Origin of the sequence: Streptomyces sp. NPDC057249, from assembly GCF_042669245.1 — a bacterium.
Taxonomy (GTDB): Bacteria; Actinomycetota; Actinomycetes; order Streptomycetales; family Streptomycetaceae; genus Streptomyces.
The window spans coordinates 421,482-445,974 of sequence record NZ_JBHUXS010000003.1; the positions used below are offsets into that span (position 1 = coordinate 421,482).

25 protein-coding genes are annotated in these 24,493 nt (G+C 71.9%); 9 read left to right on the top strand and 16 right to left on the bottom strand.

Translation table 11 applies throughout. The annotated features are described in order from the left end of the window. Window positions 1-19 precede the first annotated feature (19 nt). Both ACFUJY_RS08445 and mca read right to left on the bottom strand, forming a co-directional pair. Entirely contained in the window at window positions 20-250 is a 231-nt protein-coding gene (locus tag ACFUJY_RS08445) for a hypothetical protein (protein WP_383296351.1), read from the bottom strand. Window position 251: 1 nt separating this feature from the next. Beyond that, complete coding sequence (mca, locus tag ACFUJY_RS08450; RefSeq protein ID WP_383296352.1) at window positions 252-1,133, bottom strand: mycothiol conjugate amidase Mca; 882 nt, start codon at window positions 1,131-1,133, stop codon at window positions 252-254. Between the two features lie 152 nt (window positions 1,134-1,285). Between mca and ACFUJY_RS08455 the strand changes: the two genes are divergently transcribed. Beyond that, on the top strand, window positions 1,286-1,702 hold the full coding sequence (locus ACFUJY_RS08455; RefSeq protein WP_383296355.1) for a DUF4307 domain-containing protein: 417 nt from the start codon (window positions 1,286-1,288) through the stop codon (window positions 1,700-1,702). Window positions 1,703-1,885: 183 nt separating this feature from the next. Continuing rightward, window positions 1,886-2,383, top strand: a complete 498-nt coding sequence (gene greA, locus ACFUJY_RS08460) for a transcription elongation factor GreA (protein ID WP_365678197.1) — start codon at window positions 1,886-1,888, stop codon at window positions 2,381-2,383. Window positions 2,384-2,450: 67 nt separating this feature from the next. On the opposite strand, the gene ACFUJY_RS08465 is transcribed toward greA, so the two are convergent. The 3 genes from ACFUJY_RS08465 to ilvA all read right to left on the bottom strand — a co-directional run bounded on the left by ACFUJY_RS08465 (window position 2,451) and on the right by ilvA (window position 5,630). Beyond that, the gene (locus ACFUJY_RS08465; RefSeq protein ID WP_383296359.1) at window positions 2,451-3,314 is read right to left on the bottom strand and encodes an ABC transporter permease; all 864 of its coding nucleotides are present in this window, start codon (window positions 3,312-3,314) and stop codon (window positions 2,451-2,453) included. After that, window positions 3,311-4,297 (bottom strand): ATP-binding cassette domain-containing protein, encoded by a 987-nt coding sequence (locus tag ACFUJY_RS08470; RefSeq protein WP_383296362.1) that lies wholly within the window; start codon window positions 4,295-4,297, stop codon window positions 3,311-3,313. The genes ACFUJY_RS08465 and ACFUJY_RS08470 overlap by 4 nt, the downstream gene beginning before the upstream one ends. Window positions 4,298-4,400: 103 nt before the next feature. Beyond that, on the bottom strand, window positions 4,401-5,630 hold the full coding sequence (gene ilvA, locus ACFUJY_RS08475; RefSeq protein ID WP_383296364.1) for a threonine ammonia-lyase: 1,230 nt from the start codon (window positions 5,628-5,630) through the stop codon (window positions 4,401-4,403). A 156-nt stretch (window positions 5,631-5,786) separates the two neighbouring features. Between ilvA and ACFUJY_RS08480 the strand changes: the two genes are divergently transcribed. The 3 genes from ACFUJY_RS08480 to ACFUJY_RS08490 are packed head-to-tail and all read left to right on the top strand — an operon-like array spanning window position 5,787 to window position 7,102. Beyond that, window positions 5,787-6,317, top strand: a complete 531-nt coding sequence (locus tag ACFUJY_RS08480; protein WP_383296367.1) for a MarR family winged helix-turn-helix transcriptional regulator — start codon at window positions 5,787-5,789, stop codon at window positions 6,315-6,317. Window positions 6,318-6,374: 57 nt separating this feature from the next. Then, on the top strand, window positions 6,375-6,863 hold the full coding sequence (locus ACFUJY_RS08485; protein WP_383296370.1) for a sigma factor-like helix-turn-helix DNA-binding protein: 489 nt from the start codon (window positions 6,375-6,377) through the stop codon (window positions 6,861-6,863). After that, complete coding sequence (locus ACFUJY_RS08490; RefSeq protein ID WP_383296373.1) at window positions 6,860-7,102, top strand: hypothetical protein; 243 nt, start codon at window positions 6,860-6,862, stop codon at window positions 7,100-7,102. The genes ACFUJY_RS08485 and ACFUJY_RS08490 overlap by 4 nt, the downstream gene beginning before the upstream one ends. A gap of 42 nt (window positions 7,103-7,144) precedes the next feature. Here the strand turns inward: ACFUJY_RS08490 and ACFUJY_RS08495 are convergent, their stop codons facing one another. Beyond that, a complete protein-coding gene (locus tag ACFUJY_RS08495; RefSeq protein ID WP_383296376.1) occupies window positions 7,145-8,290 on the bottom strand; it encodes a cystathionine gamma-synthase in 1,146 nt (381 codons plus the stop codon). A gap of 66 nt (window positions 8,291-8,356) precedes the next feature. On the opposite strand from ACFUJY_RS08495, the gene ACFUJY_RS08500 reads away from it, so the two are divergent. Together ACFUJY_RS08500 and msrA are read left to right on the top strand one after the other, a co-directional pair. Continuing rightward, window positions 8,357-9,463, top strand: coding sequence for a hypothetical protein (locus ACFUJY_RS08500; protein WP_383296378.1), 1,107 nt, complete (start codon window positions 8,357-8,359; stop codon window positions 9,461-9,463). A 72-nt stretch (window positions 9,464-9,535) separates the two neighbouring features. After that, complete coding sequence (gene msrA / locus ACFUJY_RS08505; protein ID WP_383296380.1) at window positions 9,536-10,201, top strand: peptide-methionine (S)-S-oxide reductase MsrA; 666 nt, start codon at window positions 9,536-9,538, stop codon at window positions 10,199-10,201. 61 nt (window positions 10,202-10,262) lie between these two features. On the opposite strand, the gene gdhA is transcribed toward msrA, so the two are convergent. The 5 genes from gdhA to ACFUJY_RS08530 form a co-directional block, all read right to left on the bottom strand. After that, the gene (gdhA, locus tag ACFUJY_RS08510; RefSeq protein ID WP_383296383.1) at window positions 10,263-11,642 is read right to left on the bottom strand and encodes an NADP-specific glutamate dehydrogenase; all 1,380 of its coding nucleotides are present in this window, start codon (window positions 11,640-11,642) and stop codon (window positions 10,263-10,265) included. Window positions 11,643-11,991: 349 nt separating this feature from the next. Beyond that, complete coding sequence (locus ACFUJY_RS08515; protein WP_383296386.1) at window positions 11,992-12,351, bottom strand: DUF1330 domain-containing protein; 360 nt, start codon at window positions 12,349-12,351, stop codon at window positions 11,992-11,994. A 114-nt stretch (window positions 12,352-12,465) separates the two neighbouring features. Further along, a complete protein-coding gene (locus ACFUJY_RS08520; protein ID WP_383296389.1) occupies window positions 12,466-13,149 on the bottom strand; it encodes an ABC transporter ATP-binding protein in 684 nt (227 codons plus the stop codon). Window positions 13,150-13,184: 35 nt separating this feature from the next. After that, complete coding sequence (locus ACFUJY_RS08525) at window positions 13,185-14,645, bottom strand: ABC transporter permease (RefSeq protein ID WP_383296392.1); 1,461 nt, start codon at window positions 14,643-14,645, stop codon at window positions 13,185-13,187. 145 nt (window positions 14,646-14,790) lie between these two features. Next, on the bottom strand, window positions 14,791-16,056 hold the full coding sequence (locus ACFUJY_RS08530; protein WP_383296395.1) for an Ig-like domain-containing protein: 1,266 nt from the start codon (window positions 16,054-16,056) through the stop codon (window positions 14,791-14,793). Window positions 16,057-16,627: 571 nt separating this feature from the next. Between ACFUJY_RS08530 and ACFUJY_RS08535 the strand changes: the two genes are divergently transcribed. After that, entirely contained in the window at window positions 16,628-16,816 is a 189-nt protein-coding gene (locus ACFUJY_RS08535) for a hypothetical protein (RefSeq protein ID WP_383296398.1), read from the top strand. On the opposite strand, the gene hutH is transcribed toward ACFUJY_RS08535, so the two are convergent. The 5 genes from hutH to ACFUJY_RS08560 all read right to left on the bottom strand — a co-directional run bounded on the left by hutH (window position 16,797) and on the right by ACFUJY_RS08560 (window position 22,762). Then, complete coding sequence (gene hutH, locus ACFUJY_RS08540; RefSeq protein ID WP_383296511.1) at window positions 16,797-18,350, bottom strand: histidine ammonia-lyase; 1,554 nt, start codon at window positions 18,348-18,350, stop codon at window positions 16,797-16,799. The genes ACFUJY_RS08535 and hutH overlap by 20 nt on opposite strands. 88 nt (window positions 18,351-18,438) lie before the next feature. Continuing rightward, the gene (locus tag ACFUJY_RS08545; RefSeq protein WP_383296400.1) at window positions 18,439-19,617 is read right to left on the bottom strand and encodes a diguanylate cyclase domain-containing protein; all 1,179 of its coding nucleotides are present in this window, start codon (window positions 19,615-19,617) and stop codon (window positions 18,439-18,441) included. 85 nt (window positions 19,618-19,702) lie between these two features. After that, window positions 19,703-20,515, bottom strand: coding sequence for an enoyl-CoA hydratase/isomerase family protein (locus tag ACFUJY_RS08550; RefSeq protein ID WP_383296402.1), 813 nt, complete (start codon window positions 20,513-20,515; stop codon window positions 19,703-19,705). A gap of 76 nt (window positions 20,516-20,591) precedes the next feature. Further along, entirely contained in the window at window positions 20,592-21,773 is a 1,182-nt protein-coding gene (locus tag ACFUJY_RS08555; RefSeq protein WP_383296405.1) for an adenylate/guanylate cyclase domain-containing protein, read from the bottom strand. 125 nt (window positions 21,774-21,898) lie between these two features. Further along, complete coding sequence (locus ACFUJY_RS08560) at window positions 21,899-22,762, bottom strand: biotin--[acetyl-CoA-carboxylase] ligase (RefSeq protein ID WP_383296408.1); 864 nt, start codon at window positions 22,760-22,762, stop codon at window positions 21,899-21,901. A 133-nt stretch (window positions 22,763-22,895) separates the two neighbouring features. Here ACFUJY_RS08560 and ACFUJY_RS08565 point away from each other — a divergent pair, with 133 nt between their 5' ends. Then, window positions 22,896-24,479: an acyl-CoA carboxylase subunit beta gene (locus ACFUJY_RS08565; protein WP_383296411.1), complete on the top strand. Its 1,584-nt coding sequence runs from the start codon at window positions 22,896-22,898 to the stop codon at window positions 24,477-24,479. The last annotated feature ends 14 nt before the right edge of the window (window positions 24,480-24,493 follow it).

The window sequence follows — 24,493 nt, forward strand, 5'->3', positions numbered from 1 at the left end:
GCCGAAGCGCCCCGCCGTACTACTTCCGCTTCGCGGACACCGGCTCGGCCGGCTCCTCCGACGCCGGCTCCGCCGGCCCCTCGTCGAAGTTCACCCGCCCCATGTGCCGGTTCATCGACTTCATGAGCGCCCACACGCCCACGGCGAGCGCCGCGAAGACGATGAAGCCGAGGACCCCGGGGGTCACCTTGTTCTTGTCGAGTTCCTCGGCGAGCGGGACGAGGTTCGTCAGTGCCTGAGTCGCGTACATATCAGGCATTGTCGCGGATGCCCGCGAAGAGGTCGCTCTCGGGGAGGGAGGTATCGACCAGAGACTTCGCCAGCTCGTACTCCTCGGTCGGCCAGACCTCCTGCTGGATGTCCATCGGGACGCGGAACCAGCCGCCGTCCGGGTCGATCTGCGTGGCGTGCGCGATCAGCGCCTTGTCGCGGATCTCGAAGAAGTCCGCGCACGGGACGTGCGTGGTCAGGGTGCGCTCGGGGCGGCCGAACTCCTTCCAGCGCTCCAGCCACTCCCCGTACGGCGACTCCATGCCGCGGGCCAGCAGCGCCTCGTGCAGGGCGACCGTGCGCTGCCGGTTGAAGCCCTGGTTGTAGTAGAGCTTCTGCGGCGTCCAGGCGGGGCCGAACTCCGCCTCGGGGAACTTCTCGGTGTCCGCCGCGCCCTCGAAGGCGATCATCGAGATGGTGTGGGTCATGATGTGGTCGGGGTGCGGGTAGCCCCCGTTCTCGTCGTACGTGGTGATGACCTGCGGCCGGAACGCGCGGATCTTCGCGACGAGGCGGCCGGCCGCGACGGTCTCGTCCTCCAGGGCGAAGCAGCCCTCGGGGAGCGGCGGCAGCGGGTCGCCCTCGGGCAGGCCCGAGTCCACGAAGCCGAGCCACTCCTGCTTGACGCCCAGGATCTCCCGGGCCTCGTCCATCTCCTTGCGGCGCACCTCGTGGATGTTCTCCTCGATGTACGCGTCGCCCTGTAGTTTCGGGTTGAGGATGGAGCCGCGCTCGCCTCCCGTGCAGGTCACGACCAGCACGTCCACCCCCTCGGACACATACTTGGCCATGGTGGCCGCGCCCTTGCTCGACTCGTCGTCGGGGTGAGCGTGTACGGCCATCAGTCGAAGCTGCTCAGTCAAGACTCGATCCTCAGTCATCGGTCGTCATCAATGGTGCCGTCCCGCAGGGACGCCGATCTCGGGGCGGCGGTCGGGTGACGGGTGGGCAACTTCTATAGTGACCGAACCGGGGGGTGGAAAATTCCTCGATCCCCGGCACGGGAGGAACGATCATGACGGCGGTGCGCGAGACGCTTCCCGAGAACCGCTACGGCCGCTCCGCGGACCAGCGCGCGGACCGCAGGCTCAAGGTCATCGGCGCGGTGCTCGGCGCCGCGCTGCTGGGCGTGGTCGGCTGGATCGGCTTCGACTACGTGGGGGGCAAGGGCCTCAGCGGCGAGATGATCAAGTTCAAGGTCACCTCGGACGACCGCGTCGAGGTGCACCTGGAGGTCCGCAAGGGCCGGGACGACAAGGGCTACTGCACCCTGCGCTCGCTGAGCGAGAACGGCACGGAGGTCGCCCGCAAGGACTTCCGTTTCGACGACGACAGCGGCCGGATCGACAAGATCCTGACTCTGCGGACGACCTCCCGGGCCACCGCCGTCGAACTGCTGGGCTGCACGGAGGACGGCGGGGCGTCGAGTTGACCGCAGCACGCCCGTCGTAACCGCATTTAACCGGCCCTGACCTGCGGTTTCCGCGGTCGGGCCTTTTACCTTCTCCCCCTTTTCCCGGCGAATTGTTAGGCTCGTGGTTTCGCCCACCCGGAGCAGCGCATGCTTGCGGGTAGGGCGTTGCTTTGTATTCCCAGTACCGACGAGGAGCACCCTGTGACCCAGACCAGCGAAAACGTCACCTGGCTCACGCAGGAGGCGTACAACCAGCTCAAGGCCGAGCTGGAGTACCTGTCTGGTCCCGCGCGCACGGAGATCGCCGTCAAGATCGCGGCGGCCCGTGAGGAGGGGGACCTGCGCGAGAACGGCGGGTACCACGCGGCCAAGGAGGAGCAGGGCAAGATGGAGCTCCGGGTGCGCCAGCTGACCCAGCTCCTGGAGCACGCGAAGGTGGGCGAGGCGCCCGCCGACGACGGTGTGGTCGAGCCCGGCATGGTCGTGACGATCGCCTTCGACGGCGACGAGGACGACACCATGACCTTCCTTCTGGCCTCCCGTGAGTACGCGAGCGCGGACATCGAGACGTACTCGCCGCAGTCGCCGCTCGGCGTGGGCGTGAACGGCAAGAAGACCGGCGACGACGCCGACTACGAGCTGCCGAACGGCAAGACGGCCACGGTGAAGATCCTGTCGGCCAAGCCGTACACCGGCTGACCGGTCGAGCACGGCGAGGAGCCCCGGCCGCATCGCGCGGCCGGGGCTCCTCCGTGTCCGGGGCCGCTCAGTGGGAGACCGAGCGGTACTTGCGCACGGCCAGGGTCCGGAAGACCACGATGATCAGCACGGACCAGATCAGCGAGGCCCAGACGGGGTGCTCCATCGGCCAGGCGCCGGTCACCGACTTCGGGACGCCCTCGATCGTGTTGCCGAACAGTTCGCGGGCCGCCGCCACCGTCGCGCTGAACGGGTTCCACTCGGCGACGTACTGGAGGAACGTCGGCATGCCGTTGACCGGCACGAAGGCGTTCGAGATGAACGTCAGCGGGAAGAGCCAGATCAGCCCGCCCGAGGTGGCCGCCTCCGGGGTGCGGACGGAGAGGCCGATCAGCGCGCCGATCCAGGTGAACGCGTAGCCGAGCAGCAGGAGCAGGGCGAAGCCCGCGAGGACCTTGCCGATGTTCTCGTGGGTGCGCCAGCCGACGAGCAGCGCGACGCCCGCGAGGACGACGAGCGTGACGGCGGTCTGCACCAGGTCGGCCAGCGTCCGCCCGGTCAGCACGGCGCCCCGGGCCATCGGCAGCGACCGGAACCGGTCGATGAGGCCCTTGTGCATGTCCTCCGCGATGCCCGCGCCGGCGCCCGCGGTGGCGAAGGTCACGGTCTGCGCGAAGATGCCGGCCATCAGGAATTCCTTGTAGGCGCCGGCGCTGACACCCGCGCCCGGGATGGCGATCGAGCCGCCGAAGACGTACGTGAAGAGCACCACGAACATGACCGGCTGGATGATCCCGAACAGGATCATCTCGGGAATCCGGGTCATGCGGATGAGGTTGCGCTTGCCGATGACCAGCGAGTCGCGGACCGACTGGCCGATGCCGCCGCCCGGCCGCGGGGCGTCCGTACGGGCTTCGCTGAGGGCGCTCATTTCTCCGTCTCCGATCCGGGGGCCTGGGCCTCGTTCTTCTCCTGTTCGGCCGCGTGGCCGGTGAGCGAGATGAACACGTCGTCCAGGGTGGGGCGGCGCAGTCCGATGTCGTCGATCTCCACGCCCTGGGCGTCCAGGTCGCGGATGACCTCGGCGAGGAGCTTGGCGCCGCCGTCGACCGGGACGGTCAGCTTGCGCATGTTCGGCAGGACGGCGGTCTCGCCCTTGCCGAGGCGGGTGAGGACGGTGCGGGCCCGCTCGATCTGCCCGGGGTCGTGTACGACGACCTCGACGCGTTCGCCGCCGATGCGGGCCTTGAGCTGGTCGGAGGTGCCGCGCGCGATGACGCGTCCGTGGTCGATCACGCAGATGTCGTGGGCGAGGTGATCCGCCTCCTCCAGGTACTGCGTGGTCAGCAGCAGCGTCGTGCCGCCGGCGACCAGTTCCTCGATGACCTCCCAGAGCTGCTGGCGGTTGCGCGGGTCGAGGCCGGTCGTCGGCTCGTCCATGAACATGACCGGCGGCGACACGACGAGCGCCGCCGCCAGGTCGAGGCGGCGGCGCATGCCCCCGGAGTACGTCTTGGCGGGGCGGTCCGCCGCGTCGGCCAGGTTGAAGCGGTCGAGGAGTTCGCCCGCCCTGGCCTTCGCCGCGCGTCCGCTCATCTGGTAGAGCTGGCCGACCATGCGGAGGTTCTCGCGGCCGGTCAGGTATTCGTCGACGGCGGCGAACTGACCGGAGAGCCCGATCGAGCGCCGCACCTCGTTGGGGTTCTTCAGGACGTCGATCCCCGCCACGAAGGCGGTGCCGCTGTCCGGCCTGAGGAGCGTCGTCAGGACCCGGACGGCGGTCGTCTTGCCGGCCCCGTTGGGGCCGAGGAGTCCGAGTACGGTCCCTTCCGGCACGTCGAGGTCGACGCCGCCGAGTGCTCGGACGTCACCGAAGGTCTTGACGAGCCCTTCGGCGTAGATGGCGCCTGGCATATGGGATTCCCTCAGTGCGTTCGGATGGCTACCTCTCAGGGTCCAGATCCTAGGGACGCCGGGGGCGCGATGCCCGATGAACACACAAGTGCGGGGATACGTGTCAGCCCATCACCAGATACCCCGCGTCCCGCAGCGCCGCCTTCACGTCGTCGCAGTGCTCGGGCCCCTTCGTCTCCAGGTGCAGCTCCACCTCCGCCTCGGTGAGGCCGAGCCGGGGGTCGGTACGGGCGTGGCTGACGTCCAGGACGTTGGCGTCGGCGACGGAGAGCACGCCGAGCATCGCGGCCAGGGCGCCGGGCCGGTCGGTGAGCCGCAGCCGCAGGCTGAGGTAGCGGCCGGCCGCCGCCATGCCGTGGGTGAGGATGCGCTGCATCAGGAGCGGGTCCACGTTGCCGCCGGAGAGCAGCGCCACCACCGGGCCGTGGAACGCCTTCGGGTCGCCGAGGAGCGCGGCGACCGGGCTCGCCCCCGCGGGTTCGACGACCATCTTGGCCCGTTCCAGGCAGAGCAGCAGGGCGCTGGACAGCTCGTCCTCGGAGACCGTGCGCACCTCGTCCACCAGGTCCCTGACCAGGGCGAACGGCACATCGCCCGGGCGTCCGACCTTGATGCCGTCCGCCATGGTCTGGAGCATGCCGATGGAGACGGGGCGGTCGGCCGCCAGGGACGGCGGGTAGCAGGCGGCACCGGCCGCCTGCACGCCGACGATGCGCACGTCGGGCCGGACGGCCTTGACCGCCACCGCGACGCCGGCCGCGAGCCCGCCGCCGCCGATGCCGACGACGATCGTCCGGACCTCGGGGCACTGGTCCAGGATCTCCAGGCCGACCGTGCCCTGCCCGGCGATGATGTCGGCGTGGTCGAAGGGGTGGATGAACACCGCGCCGGTCTCGCGCGCGTACTCCTGCGCGGCGGCCAGGGTCTCGTCCACCACGGTGCCGTGCAGCCGCACCCGGGCCCCGTACTCGCGGGTGGCGGCCACCTTCGGCAGCGGTGCCCCGACGGGCATGAAGACCGTGGAGCGTACGCCGAGGAGCGCAGACGCGAGGGCGACACCCTGCGCATGGTTCCCGGCGCTCGCGGCCACCACCCCCGCGGCGCGTTCGACCGGGGTGAGTCCGGAGATCCGTACGTAGGCGCCCCGCAGTTTGAACGAGCCGGTGCGCTGGAGGTTCTCGCACTTGAAGAGGACGGGCGCGCCCACGAGGCCCGAGAGGTGGCGGCTCCCTTCGAGCGGGGTGACCTTGGCGACCCCGGAGAGCATCTTCTGCGCCCCCCGCACGTCGTCGAGGATCACGGGGGGAATGCTGCCGGGCGACGGGAAGTTCATACCGCAAGTCTTGCAGCTCGCAGCGGTCCCGGCCGCCGCTTGCGGGGCCGTCCTGCGCCGATGTCCGCAGGTTTGTGCAGCGCTGGTACGCGTTGCCCCGGGGCCGCGTACTCTGTCCCCCACCCATCCGACACCGCACGAAGAGAGCCCCCGGCCATGCCCCCTCAGGACATGACGACTGCCTCGTCTCCTTCCGGGGGCGCTGCCCCGGAAAACCCGGGTCCCGACCACGTTCTCGACACCCTCCAGCATCAGGTGGCCGTATTCGCCCGCCGGGCCGAGCAGACCCGCCTCGGCGGGGTGGGCCAGGTGCGCAACTCCATGGACCGGGCGGCCTATCTGCTGCTGAACCGGCTGGACCTGGAAGGGCCGATGGGCGTCAAGGCGCTGGCCGCCGGCATGGGCATCGACTCGTCGACGGTGACCCGGCAGGTCGCGCCGCTGGTGGACACCGGACTCGTGAAGCGGACCTCGCACCCGGAGGACGGCCGGGCGGTCGTGCTCCAGCTGTCGCCGCGCGGCCAGGCCCGGCTGGACGAGGTCCGGGACTCGCGGCGGGAGTTGATGTCTCAGGTGACGGACGGGTGGACCGAGGAGGAGCGGGACACCTTCTGCGCGCTGCTCACCCGGTTCAACGGGGCGCTGGCGGCCCGGCAGGCCGCGCACCAGACGGCTCCCGCGAACTGAACGCCCGCCGGAGTCCGGGGGGTTGACCTGGGGGCCGCGGCGCGCTCGGATTGACGTGTGCGAGAGCGTCATGCGGGCCCGCGACGGGGCCGCGCCCAGGACTTCGAGTCCTTCGTCGCGGGCGCGGCGGGCCGTCTGCTGCACACGGCCACGCTGCTCACCGCCGAACCGGCGGACGGACCTGTCCCGCAGGCGCGGCGGCTGCTCACGGCCTCGCTGGCCCGGACGTTCGCCGACTGGGAGCGGCTGCGGGGCGAGGACCCGTACGACCGCACCCGGCAGGAGCTGGCGGCCCGGTTCGCCCGCGAGGCGTGGCGCCACCACCGGCCGCGCGGCGGCCTGCTGGACCGGCTGACCCCGCAGGAACGTCTCGTCCTGGTGCTGCGGCTCTACGAAGGGGTCCCGGAGGAGCAGACGGCGGCCCTGCTCGGGCTGGCCGAGGACCGGGTGCGCGCGGTCTGCAACCGGTCGGTGGCCACCATGCGGGGCACCAGGAACCCGACCGCGCGCCGGGGCCCGGCCCGTCTCCTCGGGGCCGCCCCGTGAGCGGCACCGGGCGGCGTGAGGACGAGGTGCGCCGGATGCTGGAGGGCCCGCATCCGCAGGTGCCCGCCGAGCTGGCGGCGTCGGCGGCGGAGCGGGGCGCCCGGCTGCTGCGGCGACGGCGGACGCTGCGCCGGCTCTGGGTGCTGGTCGCTGCGGTGGCGGTGTGCGCGGTGTGGGCGCTGACGGCGCGGCCGTGGGAGGGGCCTCCGGCACAGGCGCCGCCGGTGGAGAGCTGGTGAGGGCGGCGGGACCGGCGCACCGGTCCCGCCGCCCGGCACGTCTCAGCCCAGCGCCTGCGTCAGGTCCGCCAGCAGGTCGTCCGCGTTCTCGATGCCCACGGAGAGGCGGACCAGGTCGGCCGGGACCTCCAGCGGGGAGCCGGCCGCCGAGGCGTGGGTCATGCGGCCGGGGTGTTCGAGCAGCGATTCGACGCCGCCCAGGGACTCGCCCAGGGTGAACAGCTTCGCCCGGTCGCAGACCTCCACCGCCGCCTCCTCGCCGCCCTCGACGCGGAAGGACACCATGCCGCCGAAGGCCCGCATCTGCTTGGCCGCGACCTCGTGGCCCGGGTGCTCGGGCAGGCCCGGGTAGAGGACCTGGGTGACCTTGGGGTGCCGGGTCAGCAGCTCGGCGACCTTGGTGGCGTTCTCGCTGTGGCGGTCCATGCGGACGGCGAGCGTCTTGATGCCGCGCAGCACCAGCCAGGCGTCGAACGGGCCGGCCACGCCGCCCATCGCGTTCTGGTGGAAGACCAACTCGTCGGCCAGCTCCGGGTCGTTGACGATCAGCGCGCCGCCGACGACGTCCGAGTGGCCGCCCATGTACTTGGTGGTGGAGTGCACCACGACGTCCGCGCCGAGTGCCAGCGGCTGCTGGAGGTACGGGCTGGCGAAGGTGTTGTCCACGACGAGGCGGGCCCCGGCGGTGCGGGCGACCTGGGCGACGGCGGCGATGTCGGTGATGCCGAGCAGCGGGTTGGACGGGGTCTCCACCCAGACCGCCTTGGTGCGCGGGGTGAGCGCCGCGCGGACCGCCGCCACGTCCGAGGTGTCGGCGACGGAGAACTCCACGCCCCAGCGCGTGGCGACCTTCGCGAACAGCCGGAACGTGCCGCCGTAGGCGTCGTTCGGGATGACCACGTGGTCGCCGGGGGTCAGCAGCGTACGGAGCAGGCAGTCCTCGGCGGCGAGGCCGGAGGCGAAGGCGAGCCCGCGCCGGCCGCCCTCCAGGGCCGCGAGGTTCTCCTCCAGGGCGGTGCGGGTCGGGTTGGCGCTGCGGCTGTACTCGTAACCGCCGCGCAGTCCGCCCACGCCGTCCTGCTTGTACGTGGACACCTGGTAGATGGGCGGAACCACGGCGCCGGTGAGGGGGTCGGCGGTGTTCCCCGCGTGGATCGCGCGGGTTTCGAAGCTGTGCTGGTCGCTCATGGGGCCGAGCGTAGTTCGTCGCGAGGGCGCTCACGGTCCACCGAGCCGTCCGGTGACAATGGGGGCATGGAGATTCTGTGGTTCCTGCTCGCGCTGTGCCTGCTGACCGCCGTGATCGGCCCGTACGTGCTGCGCCGGCGCGGTGGCGGAATCCGGCTGGCCGCGCCCGGCTCCCCCGACGCGGCCGACCCGCAGGACTACGGCTTCGTACGCCAGGAGGAGCTGGACGTCCGGACGCCGGGGCCGGACCAGGACCTGCTGGACGTGCTGGAGGTCGTGCAGCACACGCAGGAGTGGCGGGCCGCGTCCCAGCTGCTGGCCGGGACGCCGAAGGAGGGCGAGCTGCGCTGGCAGCGGGTACAGGCGTTCGCCGGGGCGGCCTCGCTGGAGCTGCTGCGACAGCCGGGCGCCGGCGGTTCGTGGCTGCGCAAGTGGCGCGCGGAGGCGCCGAAGGACGCGGGCGCGGCGGCGGTGCACGCGGAGTTCCTGGTGCAGCAGGCGTGGCGCTCGTCCACGGCGGGCACGGACGACTTCCGGATCATCCTGGAGGAGGCCCGTACGGTGATCGGCGAGGCCGCCCTGCTGGCCCCGGGCGACCCGGTCCCGTACATCGTGGAGCTGGCGGTGGCGCGCGGACTGGGTTATTCCGGCGAGGAGTTCGACCGGCTGTGGGCGAAGATCATCGACCGGGCCCCGGCGCACATGGGCGCGCACATCGCGGCGCTGCACTTCTGGAGCGAGCGGTGGCACGGCTCGCGGGAGGAGGCCGAGCACTTCGCGACGGCCGCCGCCGCCCGCGCCCCGCAGGGCTCGCTGCTGGCCGGGCTGCCGCTGTTCGCGGTGTACGAGCATCTGCCCGAGGTCAATCTGGTGCGCGGCTTCTACGAGAGCCGGGTGGTGACCCGGGCCGTGGAGGGCGCGATGTTCGCGGTGCACGCGGCGCGCGCCGACGACCCGATGCTGCCGCACGTGCGCCATCTGCTGGTGCTGTTCCTGGTGCGGATGGAGCGCTGGTCGGAGGCGGTGCACCAGCTGGTGCACATCGACGGGTACGTGGGTGCGCTGCCGTGGACGGCGAGCGAGGACCCGGCCGCCGAGTACGCGGTGTACCGGGCGCTGGCGGTCGCGGGGTACGAGGCGAACGGCGGCAGCCCGGCGTCGCTGCCGCGCTGAGCCCTTGTGAGGAATCCGCGGGGTTCCCGGAACGTTGTACGGACAGCACGCCGACCCAGGAGGAGCCCCCGCATGTTCCTGCACCGCCGCACCCCTCAGCTCCCCACCCCGGAGGAGGCCCTGCGCGGCCGTTCCGCCCCCGAGTTCACCGTCCCGTCCCGGCACACGGTGCTGGGCAACCCGCTGCTCGGCCCGTACCCGGAGGGCCTGGAGACCGCGGACTTCGCGCTGGGCTGTTTCTGGGGCGCCGAGCGCAAGTTCTGGCAGACGGACGGAGTCTGGACGACGCTCGCCGGCTACCAGGGCGGCTACACGGAGAACCCCGCGTACGAGGAGGTCTGCTCGGGCCTCACCGGCCACACGGAGGCCGTCCGCGTCGTGTACGACCCGGAGACGGTCAGCTACGCCGAGCTGCTGAAGCTGTTCTGGGAGTCCCACGACCCGACCCAGGGCTTCCGCCAGGGCAACGACGTGGGCACGCAGTACCGCTCCGCGGTCTACACCCACTCCGCCGGGCAGGCGGAGGCCGCCGCGGCCTCCCGCGAGGCGTACCAGAAGGTCCTGACGGCCTCCGGCCACGGCGAGATCACCACGGAGATCCTGCCGGCCGAGGGCCGCCCGTTCTGGCCCGCCGAACCGGCGCACCAGCAGTACCTGGACAAGAACCCGGGCGGCTACTGCGGCATCGGCGGCACGGGCGTCTCCTGCCCGGTGGGCGTGGCGCCGGCGGAGGGCTGAGCGATACGGGAACGGGCCCGGGGAAGCGTCCCCGGGCCCGTTCCGTGCGTCGTGCCGGGGGTCAGATGAGCCCCTGCGCCAGCATCGCGTCGGCGACCAGTTCGAAGCCGGCGATGTTGGCGCCGACGACGTAGTTGCCGGGGCTGCCGTACTTCTCGGCGGTGGTGTAGCAGGAGTCGTGGATGTGGCGCATGATCTCCGCGAGACGCTGCTCGGTGTGGGCGAAGGTCCAGGAGTCGCGCGAGGCGTTCTGCTGCATCTCCAGGGCGCTGGTGGCCACGCCGCCCGCGTTGGCCGCCTTGCCGGGGGCGAAGGCCACGCCGGCGTCCTGGAAGACGCGGACGGCCTCCGGGGTGGTGGGCATGTTGGCGCCCTCGGCGACCGCCTTGACGCCGTTGCGGACGAGGGTGAGCGCGTCGGCCTCGTGCAGCTCGTTCTGGGTGGCGCAGGGCAGGGCCACGTCGACGGGGACGTTCCAGACGCCGGTGCCCTCGACGTACTTCACGTGCGCGCCGCGCCGCTCGGCGTACTCGGAGATGCGGCCGCGGCCGCGCTCCTTGATCTCCTTGAGCAGGTCGAGGTCGATGCCCTTGTCGTCCACGACGTAGCCGCCGGAGTCGGAGGCGGTGACGACGGTCGCGCCGAGCTGCTGGGCCTTCTCGATGGCGTAGATCGCGACGTTGCCGGAGCCGGAGACGGAGATGCGCTGGCCGTCCAGGGACTCGCCCCGGCTGCGCAGCATCTCGGCGGTGAACATGACGCAGCCGTAGCCGGTCGCCTCGGTGCGGACCAGGGCGCCGCCCCAGCCGAGGCCCTTGCCGGTGAGGACGCCGGACTCGTGGCGGTTGGTGATCCGCTTGTACTGGCCGAAGAGGTAGCCGATCTCCCGGCCGCCGACGCCGATGTCACCGGCGGGCACGTCGGTGTATTCGCCCACGTGGCGGTGCAGCTCGGTCATGAAGGACTGGCAGAACCGCATGATCTCGGCGTCGGAGCGGCCCTTCGGGTCGAAGTCCGCACCGCCCTTGCCGCCGCCGATGGGCATGCCGGTGAGGGCGTTCTTGAAGATCTGCTCGAAGCCGAGGAACTTCACGATGCCGAGGTTGACGGACGGGTGGAAGCGCAGACCGCCCTTGTACGGGCCGAGCAGGCTGGAGAACTCGACGCGGAAGCCGCGGTTGACGTGGATGTCGCCCGAGTCGTCCGACCACGGCACCCGGAAGATGAGCTGGCGCTCCGGCTCGCATATGCGCTCGATGACCCGGGCGTCCACGAACTCCGGCCGCTTGGCCAGCACCGGGCCGAGGGTCTCCAGGACCTCCCGGACCGCCTGGTGGAATTCCTTCTCGCCCTGGTTGCGGCGCAGGACCTCGGCGTACAACGGCTCGATGATGCGGTTCTCGGCGGCGTGCGAGGTGGCGGAGTCAGGGGTGACCGGCATCTGATCAAGACCTTCCATGGGTCGGCTCATACGCGGGGGCGCCCCCGTCCCGAGGGGCGCCAGGTCCCCCTCCCCATTGAGGGTGTCGCCGGAACATCGCGCGTACCGCTCGCGAGCGCGGCGTAACAGGACCGTCGTGGCGTATCGATTCTCCCAGTGGCCCGGCGCCTCGGCCCGTGGCATCCACATGGTGATCGGGCGCCCGGAAGCCCCGGACCTGGACCAACGGCCTTGTACGAGGCCGGTTCCGGGCATGAATGGCCGGGTCGGGGCCGCGTCCGGGCCGCCGCCGAAGTGGTGAATCTCACAGCCGCGCCGCCTTAGCGGTGAGGTTCCGGAAACCCTGGCGTTACGCCACCGGGGTGGCGGGCGCCTCCGCCCGCAGCGCCGCCGCGGTCGCCCCCGGGTCGTAGTCCGGTGCGACCCCCTCCACGAGCACCACGTCCCCCGCCATGTTCCGGGCCCGCAGCGGCACCAGCTCCTGGTAGGCCGGGGAGGCGTACCAGGCGCGCGCCTCCCCGATGGAGGGGAACCCGACGACGACCACCGCGCCGGGCCAGGTGCCCTCGATCACCTCGACCGGCGCGTTGTGGACCAGGAAGCGGCCGTCGTACGGGTCCAGGGTCGACTGGATGCGCGCGATGTAGTCGATGACCTCCGCGTTGGGGCGGCCCTCGGGGTACAGGTGCGCGATGGCGTAGGCGGTCATGGTGGGCCCTCCGGTCCGTGCGGTCGTCCGTTCGGCTGATGGACTCCATGCTGCCGGGGGCGCCCGAGGGCGTCGATTACCCCTGAGGTCATGCGGTCAGGTGAGGTCACGCGGTCAGGCCGCGGCGTTCTCCGTGATGGTGACCTTGCCCTTGCGGATGGTGGCCAGGCGCGGGGCGCGGCGGGCGATGGCGCTGTCATGGGTGACCATGACGAAGGTGAGCCCGTGCTCCTTCCACAGGGTCTCCAGGACCTCCATGATCTCGTCGCGCATGGACTCGTCCAGGTTGCCGGTGGGCTCGTCCGCGAGGAGCACCTTGGGCCGTTTGACCAGGGCCCGGGCGATGGCGACGCGCTGCTGCTGGCCGCCGGACATCTCGCCGGGCACATGGCCCAGCCGCTCGCCGAGCCCGACGGAGTCCAGCGCCTCGGCGGCTCTCGCGCGCCGCTCGGACGCCTTGACGCCGAGGGGGACGAGCGCGGTCTCCACGTTCTCCTGGGCGGTGAGCGTCGGGATGAGGTTGAAGCTCTGGAAGACGAAGCCGATGTTCTCGGCGCGCACCTTGGTGAGCCTGGCCTCGCCGAGCTTCGCCAGATCCACGCCGTCGAGCTCGATGCTCCCGGCGGTGGGCCGGTCCAGGCCGCCGAGCATCTGGAGCAGGGTGGACTTGCCGCCGCCGGTGGGGCCCTGGATGACCAGACGGCCGCCGTCCTCGATGGTGAGGTCGACGCCGGCGAGGGCGTGCACGGTGGACTTGCCGCGCCGGTACTGCTTGGTGACGCCGTGAAGCGTGTACATGGGTGTTCTCCTGACGGGGTGTGGGGTCCGGGCTGCTACTCGACGCGGCGGAGCGCGTCCGCCGGGCGCAGCCGGGATGCGCGCCAGCCGCCGAAGGCCCCCGCGATCAGCCCGCCCGCCACGGCCAGGGCGACGGCGGTGAGGATGACGGAGAGCGAGACGGGCGCGGTGAGCGCGATGTCGAGGGCCTTGGACGCGCTCTGCCGGCCCGGGCCGCCGCCGCCCATCATGCCGCCGCGCATCCCGCCGCCGGAGGAGGAGCCCAGCTCCGCGGTGAGCGTGGGGCTGACGGCGGTGACCGCGTAGGCGCCGGCCAGGCCGACGGCGATGCCGAGGACGCCGCCGACGAGGCCGTTGACCAGGGCCTCGCCGACGACCTGGCGGGTGACCCGGCCGCTCTTCCAGCCGAGGGCCTTCAGCGTGCCGAATTCGCGCACCCGGCGGCTGACGGCGGAGGAGGTGAGGAGCCCGGCGACCAGGAACGCGGCGGCCAGGACCGCGAGGGACAGCCACTTGCCGACGCCTGCGGCCAGGTCGGACGCGGTGGACAGGGAGCCGGAGACGGTGTCCGCGAGGTCGGCGGAGGTGGTGACCGTGGTGCCGGAGATGTTCTTCTGGATGGCCGACTTGACGGTGTCGATCCGCTGGGAGTCCGCGGCCTTCACGTAGACCGTGGTGACCTTGTCCTTCGAGTCGGACAGGGTCTGGGCCTGCTGGAGCGGGATGTAGACGTTGGCGGCGGCGTCGCCGCTGTCGGCCGTCGAGACGCCGATGACCGTGAACTTCGTGCCGTGGATCGTCACGGTCTTGCCGGTGGCGAGGGTCTTCTCCTCGGCGTACGCGGCATCGACCACGGCCACCTTGGCATTCGTCTCGGTCGTCTTGAACGTCCGGCCGGAGGTGATCTTCGAGGAGGTGAGCGGGCCGAGGTCCTGCTGGGTGACGTCGGTTCCGTACACGGTGTAGGAGTTGACGTCGAAGGAGGCGCCGCCGCCCTCGACCTCGCCCTGCGGCATGCCGCTGCCGCCGCCGGGGCCGCGTCCGCCGCCCTGGCTCGTACCGCCCCCCTGCTTGAACTCGCCGCGCTTGAACTGCCCGTCCACCTTCATGACGGACAGGCTCAGCCCGCCGACCGCGCCGGCGACGCCGTCCTGCTCGCCGACCTCGGTGACCGTGGAGGAGGCCAGGGTCTGGAAGCCCTGGACCATGACCCGGTCCGTGCTCTGGGTCGCGTCGTCGTCGTTGTCCTTGGCGTCGAACTCGAACCTGGGGCGGCCGGTGGAACCGGACTTGGGCGCGGTGGCCGCCTTGGTGACGGTCATGTCCGTGCCGAGCCCGTACAGCGATTCGAGGACCTTGTCCTGGGCCTTGCCCATGCCCGAGGAGACGGAGCTGACGACGATGACCAGCGCAATGCCGAGGGCGAGCCCGGAGGCGACGACGAGCGCCGCCTTTCTGCGGCGGCGCAGCTCGCGCCGGAGGTAGGTGAAGAACATGGCGCGAGGCTAGGAGCGGCTCGTGATGCCGGGTTAAGGCCGCCATGAGAGCCGGATGAGAACAGTGTGTACGCCGAAGGCGGCGGCACCGGAGTCCGGTGCCGCCGCCTTCGGCGTACGGGGTGGGGTTCGGCCCGCGGGCCGGTCAGGCGGTGGAGCCCGCCGTCCACTCGGCCCAGCTCATGTTCCAGCCGTTGAGGCCGTTGGAGGGCTGGATCGTCTTGTCCGGGGAGTTCTTGACGATGACGACGTCGCCGATCATGGAGTTGTTGTAGAACCAGGCGGCGGGCGTGTCGGGGTCGCCGGCGCCCTTGGCGTCCGCCAGGCCGACGCAGCCGTGGCTGGTGTTGACCTTGCCGAAGATGCCCTTGCCCCAGTAGTTGCCGTGGATGAAGGTGCCCGACGTGGACAGCCGCATGGCGTGCGGCACGTCCTTGATGTCGTACTCGCCCTTGCCGTCGTCGTCCGTGAAGCCGACGGTGGCGCCGTTCATCCGGGTCTCCTTGTACTTCTCGGAGATCACCATCTGGCCGTTGTACGTGGGGTTGTCGGGCGAGCCCGAGGAGATCGGGATGGTCTTGATCGTCTTGCCGTCCCGGGTGACGGTCATCATGTGCGTCTTGGCGTCCACCGTGGAGACCTGCGCGCGGCCGACCTTGAAGGTGACCGTCTTCTGCTGGACGCCGTAGACGCCGTCCGCGCCCTCGACGCCGTCCAGGGACAGCTTCAGGGTGACGGTCGAGCCGGCCTGCCAGTAGTTCTCGGGACGCAGGTCGAGGCGCTGGTTGTTGAACCAGTGGCCGACGACTTCCTGGCCGCTGCTGGAGGTCACCTTGATGCCGTCCTGGACGGCCTTGGTGTCGGTGATCGGCTTGTTGAAGTTGATCGAGACGGGCATGCCGACGCCGACCGTGGAGCCGTCCTCGGGGGTGAAGTTCCCGATGAAGCTGTTGTCGGGCGAGACCGTGGTGAAGGAGGAGTTCTCGTGGGCCTCGCGGCCCTTGGCGTCCTTCGCCGTGGCGCTGACCTTGTAGGTGGTCGAGCGCTCCAGCTGGGCGTCCGGCTTCCAGCTCGTGCCGTCGGCGGAGAGGGTGCCCGCGACGCTCTTGCCGTCCCTGGTGGTCATGGTGACGGAGGTCAGCTTGCCCTTGGCGACGGTGACCTTGGCGGCGTTGTTGATGCTCGCGTTGGTCGCGCCGTTCTTGGGCACGATCGTTATCTGCGCCTCGGAGGTCTCCTGGGCCGCCGCCTTGTCGACGTCGGCCGCCTGGGACTTCGAGCTCTCGGGGCTGGGACCGCCCTTGTCGCCGCCGTCGTCACAGGCGGAAAGCACCAGTACGCCGCCGAGCAGTGCGGACGCGGCCATCAGGCCCTTGCGCCGCTTGCTGTCCGTCATCACACGCTTCTCCATCGTTGCCGAAATCCCCAAAAACCCCGAACAAGGCCGCCCAACGGCGCAACCCCGTCAATGTTCCAAGAACCCCTTGTACGGGATCCCCGTTCCACGTGCGTCGAATGTGTGGGGAACACCACTCTTCGACGCCGCGCCGGGGGCGGTGGTTCCCGCGTCCGCGACACGGACCGGCTCCGGTCCGCCGTGAGCGGGCGGGGGCTTTCTTCCCGCAGGTCGGGCCCGCCGCTCCGGGCCGCCGCAGCCGTCACCCTCCCTCCCATTGTGCGGGACGCGCGGGCGCCCTTCGTCGTGCACGCCTTCCCTCACGGCCTCACCGTCATGCGCGCGCACCGGCCCTGGCGTGATCCGAATGACAGGCCCTAGCATCGGGCCACACTGGACCTCAGGCCCTAGGGTCTTTCGTTCGGATCATGCTGGGCTCGCGGGGCGTGGCACGCACGTCTGCGGCGTTGTCGTCGGTTGCCAACGCTCCGCGTTGTCGCCCTCCTCCGCCTTGCAGCCGCACGCACCACGCCCCGCTCCCTGATCCAGCCTGACCCGAACGAAAGACCCTAGGGGGACCGATTCCGTGGCTATCGCCCGCCGCCCGCTCCTGACCGCCGCCGCCGCGGCGGCGCTGCTGTGCGCCCTGTGGTTCGTCCCGTCGGCCAACGCCACGGGCGATACGGGCACGGCGCCCGGCGCGGCGGCGACAACGGGCGCCGACGCGGCTTCCGGCGCGCTCCCCGAGATGGGTCTCAGGCCAGCGGCCCGGTGACCGGCTCCACGGCGGAGACCAGCCCGCCCGCCCGTACGAAGGCGTCGGCGGCGGCCAGGTCCGGCGACAGGAAGCGGTCGGGCCCCGGGCCCTCGACACCGGCGGCCCGCAGCGCCTCGATGACGGCGCGCGTGGCGGGGGCCGGGGTCAGCCCCTGCCGGCCGCGCAGCTCGACGGCGCGGGCCGCCGCGTACATCTCGACGGCGACGATCCGGGCGAGGTTGTCCACGGCGGTACGCAGCTTGCGCGCGGCGGACCAGCCCATGGAGACGTGGTCCTCCTGCATCGCGGAGGACGGGATGGAGTCGGCGGAGGCCGGGACGGCGAGCCGCTTCATCTCGCTGACCAGGGCGGCCTGGGTGTACTGGGCGATCATCAGACCGGAGTCGACGCCCGCGTCGTCGGCCAGGAACGGCGGCAGCCCGTGCGAGCGGTTCTTGTCGAGCAGCCGGTCGGTCCGGCGCTCGGTGATCGAGCCCAGGTCCGCGGCGGCGATGGCCAGGAAGTCCAGGACGTACGCGACGGGCGCCCCGTGGAAGTTGCCGTTGGACTCCACCCGGCCATCGGGAAGCACCACCGGGTTGTCCACGGCGGCGGCCAGCTCGCGGTCGGCGACGGTCGCGGCGTACGCGAGGGTGTCCCGGCCGGCCCCGTTGACCTGCGGCGCGCACCGCACCGAGTAGGCGTCCTGGACGCGCGGCGCGTCGCCCGTGACCTCGGCGTGCCGCCCCGTGAGACCGGACCCGGCCAGCACCCGCAGCATGTTGTCCGCGCTGGCGCCCTGGCCGGGGTGCGGGCGGATGGCGTGCAGCTCGGGGGCGAGGACCTTGTCCGTGCCGAGCAGGGCCTCCAGCGAGAGGGCGGCGGTGATGTCGGCCGAGGTGTAGAGCGTCCGCAGATCGGCGAGGGCCATGATCAGCATGCCCAGCATGCCGTCGGTGCCGTTGAGGAGGGCCAGGCCCTCCTTCTCGCGCAGCTCGACCGGGGCGATGCCGTGCGCGGCGAGCAGTTCGCCGGCCGGGCGGACGGTGCCGTCGGGGCCCTCCGCGTCGCCCTCGCCCATCAGAGCGAGCGCGCAGTGCGACAGGGGCGCCAGGTCGCCGGAGCAGCCGAGCGAGCCGTACTCGTGGACGACGGGGGTGATCCCGGCGTTCAGCACGTCGGCCATGGTCTGCGCGACCTCGGGCCGTACGCCGGTGTGCCCGGAGGCGACCGTCTTCAGCCGGAGGAACATCAGCGCCCGGACGACCTCGCGCTCGACGCGCGGGCCCATGCCGGCGGCGTGCGAGCGGACGATGTTGCGCTGGAGCTGCGCGCGCAGCTCCGGGCTGATGTGGCGGCTGGCCAGGGCGCCGAAGCCGGTCGAGACGCCGTAGACCGGCTCGGGCTTGGCGGCGAGCGCGTCCACGATCTCGCGGGCGGCGGCCAGCGCGGCCACCGCGTCGGCGGAGAGCTCGACACGGGCGTTGCCGCGGGCCACGGCGATGACGTCCTGAGCAGTGGTGCCGGACGTCCCCACCACGACTGTATGCATATCCATATTCAGCAGCGTACGGATTGAAACCCTTCATGTCACCAGTGGTCGGCGGGTGGGACCCTTACGCCGGTCGCGCCGGTACGGCTCACGGCTCGGGCCGGCTGCCGCGCAGGCGGCGGCGGTCGTGCGGGGGCTTCGGCGGGGAGTCCGCCAGCCGGATGACCTCGTCGTCGCGCCCCGCCACCACCGGGCGCTCCGCGCGGGCCGCCTTCGCCCGGTACTGCGCCGCGTCCGCCAGCCGGAACAGCCGCCGGGCCGAGACCACCGGCCCGATGTCGTCACCGGTGGACGCGATTCCGCAGGCGACCCCGTTGCCGAAGTCGAGCCCGGCCGCCCGCTCGCACAGCTCGGCGGCCACGGCGACCACCTCGTCCGCCCCGGGCCCCACCGCCAGCAGGCAGAACTCGTCGCCGCCCAGCCGGGCCGCCAGCGCGCCGGGCAGTATCGCCCCGCACCGGGACAGCACCGAGCCGAAACGTTCCAGCAGCCGGTCGCCCACCGCGTGGCCATGGGTGTCGTTGACCCACTTCAGCCCGTTCAGGTCACAGACGACCAGGCTCACCACCGCGCCGTCCGCCCGGTGCCGCTCCAGGGCCTCGTCGAGCCGCACATCGACGGCCCTGCGGTTGGCGAGGCCGGTCAGCGGGTCGGTGAAGGCCAGCTTGCGGACCTCCTCCAGGCGCTCGGTCTGGGCGAGCCCGGCGGCCACCACGGCGGCCAGCACCGTCGCGAAGTCGGCGTCCGCCCGCCCGAAGACCGGTGCGCCCACCGGCCGCGCCACGTACAGCTCGCCCCAGGCCCGCCCGTGCAGCACGATCGGCGCGACCACGCAGCAGCCGCGCCCGCGCCGGCGCAGTGCCGCGACCCGCTGGTGGCAGTAGCCGGGCCCGTACCCGCGCGCACCGGCCGCCCCGGGCCCGGGGTCGTCCTCCACCGGACCCCCGGCGGTCTCCACCCAGGCGTCCGGCTCGCCGCCCCCGGCCCACCGCTCGTGCAGGAACTCGGTGATCTCCGGGAACCGGTGGACCGGGTAGACCTCCTCCTCGGGGAACTCCTCCTCGCCCTCGGCCCGCTCACCCGCGTTGACCAGGACCTTCAGCCGGCCCCGGTCGCGCTCCCAGACCGAGAGCGCGGCGAAGCCGCCGCCCAGCGCCTCGCAGGCCCCCAGGGCGGCCGCTCGCCAGCACCCCCGGGGCGTCTGCGCCGCGGCCATCGCCTGCGCCAGCGAGACCACGGCGCGCAGTCGTGCGTCGTCACCACCCATTGCGCCAGTTTAGGGCGATATGAGCTCCGCGATCACTCGGCGACTCCGGAGCGTGATCATTTCGCCCGGGAGCGGACACCCAGGGTCACTCCCCCGGCCAGTTCGCCTTCCGCTTCTCGTTGAACGCGGCCACGCCCTCCGCCCGGTCCCCGGAGAAGGCCACCGACCGCCACGCGGAGTCCTCGACCTCCAGGCCCGCCCGCAGGTCGAGCCCGTGCCCGAGCCGCAGCGCCCGCTTGGCCGCCCGCAGCCCGACCGGCGAGTGCGCGGCGATCCGGCCGGCCAGCGCCAGCGCCTCGGCCCGGTCCTCGCCCTCCGCCACCAGCTCGTCCACCAGACCCAGCTCCCGGGCCTCGGGGCCCTGCACCCGGCGGGCGCTGAAGATCAGCTCCGCGGCGCGCGCGGCCCCGACCCGGCGGGGCAGGAGCTGGGTGCCGCCGCCGCCCGGGATGACGCCGACGGAGACCTCGGGCAGGCCCACCAGGGCGGTCGGGTCGGCGACGATCAGGTCGCAGGAGAGGGCCAGCTCGAAGCCGCCGCCCAGGGCGAAGCCGTGCACGGCGGCGATCGTCGGCATGGGCAGTTCCAGCACACCGGTGTAGGCGGCGCGCGCGGTGGGCCGCTGGCGCACCAGGTCGGCGTCGCTGAAGGAGTTGCGCTCCTTGAGGTCCGCGCCCACGCAGAACGCCCGCTCGTGGCTGGAGGTCAGGACGGTGACGCGTACGTCCCGGTCGGCGGCGAGCGCGTCACAGGCGGCGGCGATCGAGCGGGCCATGTCCGTGGACACCGCGTTCATGGCCTTCGGCCGGTCCAGAACCAGCTCGGCGACGTGATCGAGCCCCTCGTGGGCCCGGACGACGACGAACTCCCCGAACCGCTGCTCGGACGTGACGGTCATGCTGCACCCCTGTCGGTTAACGAGCGTTACCGCAGGAATCCTAGAGCTCTTCCCCGAAAGGGTGTGCGGAACGGATTCAGGACGTGCCGCGCCGGGCCAGCAGCCAGGGTTCGACCACGCCGAGGCCGCGGACCGGGCGCTGCCACATCGGCTGGAGGCCGTAGCGGTACTTCGGCACCGGGACCACCTCGGCGTCCGGGCCCTCCTGCTCGGCCCGCTCGGCCGCCGCCGCGGCCTCCTCCGCCGCCCGGGCCTCGGAGACCGGGGCGTCGCCCGTGCGCGTCAGCTCCTCGGCGAACGCCCCGTCGACCAGCACCGCGTCCTTGGGCGCTATCGAGGTGAGCCGGCTGGCCAGGTTCACCGTGGTGCCGAAGACATCGCCCATCCGGGTGGTGACCGTGCCGAAGGCGATCCCGACCCGGAGCGCCGGCATGGTCTCGTCCACGGTCATCGCCTCCACCAGGCGCAGCGCGATCTCGGCCGCGGTCCCCGCGTCGTCGGCGGCGAACAGGACCTCGTCGCCGAGGGTCTTGATGAGCCGGCCGCCGTGCGCCGCGACCAGGTCGGCGCAGGTGGTCTCGAAGGACTCGACGAGCTCGCCGAGCTCCTCCTCCTCCAGGCGGCGGGTGAGCCGGGTGAAGCCGACGAGATCCGCGAAGCCCACGGCGAGGCGCCGGTCGACCATCTCGTCGTCGTCGGCCGCCTGCACGACCCGGCCCGTGGCGGCGGCGAGCTGGCGCCGCCACACGTACACCAGGAACTCCTCCAGCTCCGGCAGGAGCAGCTCGACCAGGGGGTAGGTGACCTCGGTGCGGGTCATGCCCGGCTCGGGGGGCTCGGTGAGGCCCTCCAGGAAGGAGTCGATCTGCCATTCGGCCAGCCGGGCGGTGGTCTGCCCGGTCGACCGGGCGACCTGGATCGCCATCGGCTCGCTGAGCAGCCCGGCCTCCACCAGGCCGGAGAGCCGCCGCAGGGCCAGTACGTCGGCCTCGGTGAGCGCCTTGGCCTGCCCGATGTCCGCGAAGCCCATGGCCCGCCAGAAGCGGGAGGCCAGGTCCATGGAGACGCCGGCCGTGCGGGCCGCCTGGAACGGGGTGTACCGCCGGTCGGCGCCCAGGATCAGCTGTTCCAGCCGGATCGCGAGGGGGTCGTCGGTCGGCTCGGCCGTGTGGTCGACTTCGTGGTGCGGTGTGGCGTGCACCGAGGAGTCCGGTGACTGCTGCGCGCCATCGCCGGAGGTCGTGTCGTCGACGGTCACCAGCCGCCTCCTGCCCGTTCCCTGCGCACTGCCCTGCCGATCTGTCCGTCGGTGGATCACCTCAACGATACGGCAGGTGTGCCCTACCTCACGTCCTCAGGGCACGAGCCCGGGGCGCCCCGGGTTCAGGTCAGGCCGCCCGCCGCGCCCCGCAGGTGCACGATGTCGCCCGCGGAGACCGGCTCGCGCAGTCCGTCGCCGGTGGACAGGACGAGCCGGCCGTCCCCGTCGACGGCGACGGCCTCGCCGGTGAGCGTGCGGTCGCCGGGCAGCTGCGCCCGTACGGCCTTGCCGAGGGTCGCGCAGCCCGCCGCGTACGCCTCCTGCACCCCGCTCGCCGCCGCGTCGCCGTCCGCGTCGCGCCAGAGCCCGTACCAGTGCTCCAGGGACCGCAGGACGCCCCGCAGCAGCGTCTCGCGGTCGGTGGAGACCGCGCCGGCCAGGGCGAGCGAGGCGGCGGTGGGGGCGGGGAGCTCGTCGGCGCGCAGCGAGACGTTGAGGCCGATGCCGATGACGACGCCGTCACCGGCCCGCTCCGCGAGGATGCCGCCGGTCTTGCGCTCCTGGCCGTCCACTGAGACCAGCAGGTCGTTGGGCCACTTCAGGGCCATGTCGACGCCCGCCGCACGCGCGAGGCCGGTCGCCGCCGCGACGCCGGTCAGCAGCGGCAGCCAGCCCCAGCGCTCGGCGGGCACGTCGCCCGGCGCCAGGTAGACCGAGAAGAAGAGGCCGGAGCGGGCCGGGGCGGTCCAGGTGCGCTCCAGACGCCCGCGCCCGGCGGTCTGCTCCTCGGCGACGAGGACCGTGCCCTCGGTGAGGTCCGCCGCGCGCGCGGCGAGATCCGTGTTGGTGGAGCCGGTCGACTCGACCACGTCGAGCGCGGTCCACAGCGAGCCGGGCCGCAGCAGTCCGCGGCGCAGCGCGGGGACGTTGAGGGGCGGCCGGTCGAGGTCCGACCAACGGCTCTGTGGCGCATCCGAAGGTGTCATGCAAGCCACCCTAGGTGTGTCAAAGGACGCACTGCCGAACCGTATCCGCGCCGATACGCTACGGCTCAGTAGCTGTTCGTCAGCAGATCAGCAGCCAAGTCGTCCCCGTGACCAGGCAGGGAGCCGCCACCCGATGTCCGAGCCGGAAGAGACCGACGTCCACACGACCGCGGGCAAGCTCGCGGACCTGCAGCGCCGTATCGAAGAGGCGACCCACGCCGGGTCGGCGCGCGCGGTGGAGAAGCAGCACGCGAAGGGCAAGCTGACGGCGCGCGAGCGCGTCGGGCTGCTGCTCGACGAGGGTTCCTTCGTGGAGCTCGACGAGTTCGCCCGGCACCGCTCGACCAACTTCGGCATCGAGAAGAACCGGCCGTACGGGGACGGCGTCGTCACCGGCTACGGCACGGTCGACGGCCGTCCCGTCTGCGTGTACTCGCAGGACTTCACGATCTTCGGCGGCTCGCTGGGCGAGGTCTACGGTGAGAAGATCGTCAAGGTGATGGACTTCGCGCTGAAGACCGGCTGCCCGGTCATCGGCATCAACGACGGCGGCGGCGCCCGCATCCAGGAGGGCGTGGCGGCGCTGGGGCTCTTCGCCGAGATCTTCCGGCGCAATGTGCACGCCTCGGGTGTGGTCCCGCAGATCTCGCTGATCGTCGGCCCGTGCGCGGGCGGCGCGGTGTACTCCCCCGCGATCACCGACTTCACGGTGATGGTCGACCAGACCTCGCACATGTTCATCACGGGCCCCGACGTCATCAAGACGGTCACCGGTGAGGACGTCGGCTTCGAGGAGCTGGGCGGAGCCCGTACGCACAACACCACCTCGGGCGTCGCGCACCACATGGCGGGCGACGAGAAGGACGCCATCGAGTACGTCAAGTCGCTGCTGTCCTACCTCCCGTCGAACAACCTCTCCGAGGCCCCGGCCTTCCCGGAGGAGGCCGACCTCTCGGTCAGCGACGAGGACCGCGAGCTCGACACGCTGATCCCGGACTCGGCGAACCAGCCGTACGACATGCACACCGCGATCGAGCACGTGCTGGACGACGGCGAATTCCTGGAGACCCAGGCCCTGTTCGCGCCGAACATCATCACGGGCTTCGGCCGGGTCGAGGGCTACCCGGTCGGTGTCGTCGCCAACCAGCCGATGCAGTTCGCCGGCTGTCTGGACATCGACGCGAGCGAGAAGGCGGCCCGTTTCGTCCGCACCTGCGACGCGTTCAACGTGCCGGTGCTGACCTTCGTGGACGTGCCGGGCTTCCTGCCGGGCGTCGACCAGGAGTACGGCGGCATCATCCGGCGCGGCGCCAAGCTGATCTTCGCGTACGCGGAGGCGACGGTCCCGCTGATCACGGTGATCACGCGCAAGGCGTTCGGCGGCGCGTACGACGTCATGGGCTCCAAGCACCTGGGCGCCGACATCAATCTCGCCTGGCCGACCGCGCAGATCGCCGTCATGGGCGCGCAGGGCGCGGTGAACATCCTGCACCGCCGTACGATCGCCGCCGCCGAGGATCAGGAGGCCACCCGCGCCGAACTGATCGCGGACTACGAGGACACGCTCCTCAACCCGTACGTGGCGGCCGAGCGCGGGTACGTGGACGCGGTGATCATGCCGTCCGACACCCGGGCCCACATCGTGAAGGGCCTGCGCCAGCTCCGCACCAAGCGCGAGTCCCTGCCGCCCAAGAAGCACGGCAACATCCCCCTCTAGAAAAGGTCCTGGCC